At 63.3% G+C, this 3755-nt stretch carries 3 protein-coding genes; 1 reads left to right on the forward strand and 2 read right to left on the reverse strand.

The window, feature by feature from the left end; all coding sequences use genetic code 11:
- Nucleotides 1-124 precede the first annotated feature (124 nt).
- Nucleotides 125-1021, reverse strand: coding sequence for a PA4780 family RIO1-like protein kinase (locus BFP90_RS21510; protein WP_065894635.1), 897 nt, complete (start codon nucleotides 1019-1021; stop codon nucleotides 125-127).
- Between the two features lie 216 nt (nucleotides 1022-1237).
- Nucleotides 1238-2515: an acetyl-CoA C-acetyltransferase gene (locus tag BFP90_RS21515; RefSeq protein ID WP_065897933.1), complete on the reverse strand. Its 1278-nt coding sequence runs from the start codon at nucleotides 2513-2515 to the stop codon at nucleotides 1238-1240.
- Nucleotides 2516-2620: 105 nt separating this feature from the next.
- Here BFP90_RS21515 and BFP90_RS21520 point away from each other — a divergent pair.
- A partial coding sequence (locus BFP90_RS21520) for a 3-oxoacyl-ACP reductase (RefSeq protein WP_065897934.1) occupies nucleotides 2621-3755 on the forward strand: 1135 nt, incomplete at its 3' end.

Raw genomic sequence — 3755 nt, forward strand, 5'->3', positions numbered from 1 at the left:
AACGATAACGCGTGCTTTCTGAATGAACGCGGTGCCTGTGAGTTTTTCGCGAGCAAGCTCGCTCCTACAATCCGCCATCGGGGGCAAGCCCCCTCCCACACGTTGATCTTCGTCTACCTGAAGTTCACTGCATCCAGGGAGGCGGCGGTTCTTCTGCCGTCTTGGTCGATGGCGCATCGTCCGCCGCACGAATCGCTTGCTTGCGCTCTTCGTCCAGCCGCGCCGCTTCGATCTCGCGGATCACACCGCCCACGTCCGCCAGTTCTTCCGGCTCGTCGAACTCACCGGTCAGGATACTGGCTGGGTGCAAGGTGCCGGCTTCGTACAACGCCCACATTTCCTTGGCGTACTTGGTCTTCTTCAGCTCCGGGGCAAAGCGCCCGAAGTAGGAAGCCATGTTGCCCACGTCCCGCTCCAGCATGTTGAACGCGTGGTTGTTGCCCGCCGCATCCACTGCCTGGGGCAGGTCGATGATCACAGGGCCGGTCGGCGTGAGCAGTACGTTGAACTCGGACAAGTCACCATGCACCAGCCCGGTACACAGCATCAGCACGATCTGGGAAATCAGGAAGGCGTGGTATTCGCGCGCCTGGTCCGGCTCCAGCGTCACGTCGTTCAGACGCGGCGCCGCATCGCCGTACTCGTCGGCCACCAGCTCCATCAACAGCACGCCTTCGAGAAAGTCGTACGGCTTGGGCACGCGAACGCCCGCCCCGGCCAGGCGGAACAACGCCGCCACTTCGGCGTTCTGCCAGGCATCTTCGGTTTCTTTCTTGCCGAACTTGGAGCCCTTGGCCATGGCCCGGGCCTGACGGCTGTTACGGACCTTGCGGCCTTCCTGGTATTCGGACGCCTGACGAAAACTTCGTTTATTCGCCTCCTTGTAAACCTTGGCGCAACGCAATTCGTTGCCGCAGCGCACCACATAAACAGCTGCTTCTTTACCACTCATGAGTGGGCGCAGCACTTCGTCGACCAGACCGTCTTCGATCAGGGGTTCAATGCGTTTAGGAGTCTTCATCAGCTTTTATTGTGGGTCCTGTATTACCAAACACGCGTGTGGCACTCGTTATACGGCAATCCACTCGTTGGAGGGAGAGGCTACCGCAATTTCCTGTAGGAGCGAGCTTGCTCGCGAAGAACTCAAAGGCAACGCGTTTATCCAGGATGCACGCGTTATCCGTGACATCTTTCGCGAGCACGCTCGCTCCTGCAAGGGGGATTCGTCAAGCCTCGTTCATCGTTCAATGATCGCCGTCACGCCCTGCCCCCCCGCCGCGCAGATCGAAATCAAGCCACGGCCTTTGCCCGCCGCATCCAACAACTTGGCCAGGTTGGCGACAATGCGCCCACCGGTCGCGGCAAACGGATGCCCGGCGGCCAGTGAACTGCCCTTGACGTTGAGACGGCTGCGGTCGATGGCGCCCAACGGCGCCTCCAGGCCCAGGCGCGTTTTGCAGTAATCGGCGTCTTCCCAAGCCTTGAGCGTGCACAACACTTGGGCAGCGAACGCTTCGTGGATCTCGTAGTAATCGAAGTCCTGCAGCGTCAGGCCATTCCTCGCCAACAAACGCGGGACGGCGTACACCGGCGCCATCAGCAGGCCTTCGGCACCGTTGACGAAGTCCACCGCCGCCGCTTCGCCGTCGCGCAGGTACGCGAGGATCGGCAAACCGCGCTCCCTGGCCCAGGCCTCGCTGCCCAGCAGCACCAGCGAGGCGCCGTCGGTCAGCGGCGTGGAGTTGCCGGCGGTGAGCGTGCCTTTTTCACTGCGTTCGAACGCGGGCTTGAGCGCGGCGAGTTTTTCCAGGCTCAGGTCAGGGCGCAGGTTGTTGTCGCGGGTAAGGCCCAGAAACGGCGTGAGCAAATCGTTGTGCCAGCCTTCGGCGTAGGCGGCGGCCATGTTCCGGTGGCTCTCAAGGGCAAGCTGGTCCTGCTCGGCGCGGGGAATCTGCCAGGTCTGCGCCATCAGCTCGCAGTGCTGGCCCATGGACAACCCGGTGCGCGGTTCACCGTTGCGCGGCAGCTGCGGCTTGAGGTGATGCGGACGAAGTTGTAACAGGACTTTAAGCTTATCCGCCATGGACTTGCTGCGGTTGGCTTGCAGCAACAGCTTGCGCAAGCCTTCATTGACCCCAATCGGCGCATCGGAGGTGGTGTCCACCCCACCGGCAATGCCGCATTCGATCTGGCCCAGGGCAATCTTGTTGGCCACCAGCAAGGCGGCCTCCAGCCCGGTGCCGCAGGCTTGCTGCACATCGTAGGCCGGGGTTTGCGGCGACAGGCGCGAGCCGAGCACGCATTCGCGGGTGAGATTGAAGTCGCGGGAATGCTTGAGCACCGCGCCGGCCGCCACCTCGCCGATGCGCAGACCGTGCAGGTTGAAACGTTCGATCAGGCCCTCCAGGGCGGCGGTGAGCATTGCCTGGTTACTGGCCGTGGCGTAGGGGCCATTGGAGCGGGCGAAGGGAATGCGATTACCGCCAATGATCGCCACACGGCGCAATTGAGTCATGGAAAGCTCCCTCTGTCTGTTATGGGCTTGATCACTGAGCCTAGTCGAACGACTGCTACCCTGGGATGGTCAACCCTTTGAACCCCAGTCTTCGGAGAGCGTTCCATGTCTGACCGTTATATCGACTTCGCCAACTCCAGCCTCGGCCATCGCCTGGTCGCCGCCCTTGGCCTGCCGTCACCGGTACGCCTGGAACGCTGGCAAGCCGGGCGCCTGCGCCCGGTGGAAGGTGCACTGCTGCTGGGCGGCGGCGCGCTGGCGAATAAAGTCCTGCCGTTTGCCAACAAACTCACCGATGCGTTGTACAGCTATGGCGCCCAAACGCTGGACGCGCCGGCGTGGATTCCGGGGCACGGCCCCAAACTCAAGGCCGTGGTGTTCGACGCCAGTGACTTGCAACACACCGACCAGCTCAAGCAGCTGCGCGAATTCTTCCAGCCATTGCTGAAAAACCTCGCTCCCAGCGCACACCTGGTGATTCTTGGCCGCGCGCCGGAAAGCCTCGGCGATCCGTTCGCTGCCAGCGCCCAGCGCGCCCTGGAGGGGTTCAGCCGCTCCCTGGCCAAGGAACTGCGCAGCGGCGGTGTGTTGCAGTTGCTGTACGTGGGCGAGGGTGCCGAAGACCAGCTGGAAGGCGCGTTGCGGTTTTTCCTCTCACCCAAGAGCGCCTATATCTCAGGGCAAGTGATTCGCCTGGAAGCCTGCGCCACGCCGGTCGAGGATTGGACGCGCCCGCTGGCCGGGCGCAAGGCGCTGGTGACCGGCGCTGCCCGGGGTATCGGCGCCTCCATCGCTGAAACGCTGGTGCGTGATGGCGCCGAGGTGATCCTGCTGGATGTGCCCCAAGCCAGGGCCGACCTTGACGCCCTGGCCGCACGCTTGAACGCGCGCACCCTCACGCTGGATATCTGCGCCGAGGACGCCGCCGCGCAGTTGATCGAACACTTGCCCGACGGCCTCGATATCCTGGTGCACAACGCCGGTATCACCCGCGACAAGACCCTGGCCAACATGACCCCGGAATACTGGGACGCCGTGCTGGCGGTCAATCTCAATGCGCCGCAGGTGCTGACCCAGGCACTGCTCGACAGCGGCACCCTGCACGACAACGCCCGCGTGGTGCTGCTGGCCTCCATCAGCGGCATCGCCGGCAATCGCGGGCAGGCCAACTATGCCGCGAGCAAGGCCGGGCTGATCGGCTTGGCCCAGGCATGGGCACCGCTGCTGAAAACCCGTGGGA

This window comes from Pseudomonas sp. 24 E 13 (assembly GCF_900004715.1).
Lineage (GTDB): Bacteria > Pseudomonadota > Gammaproteobacteria > Pseudomonadales > Pseudomonadaceae > Aquipseudomonas > Aquipseudomonas orientalis_A.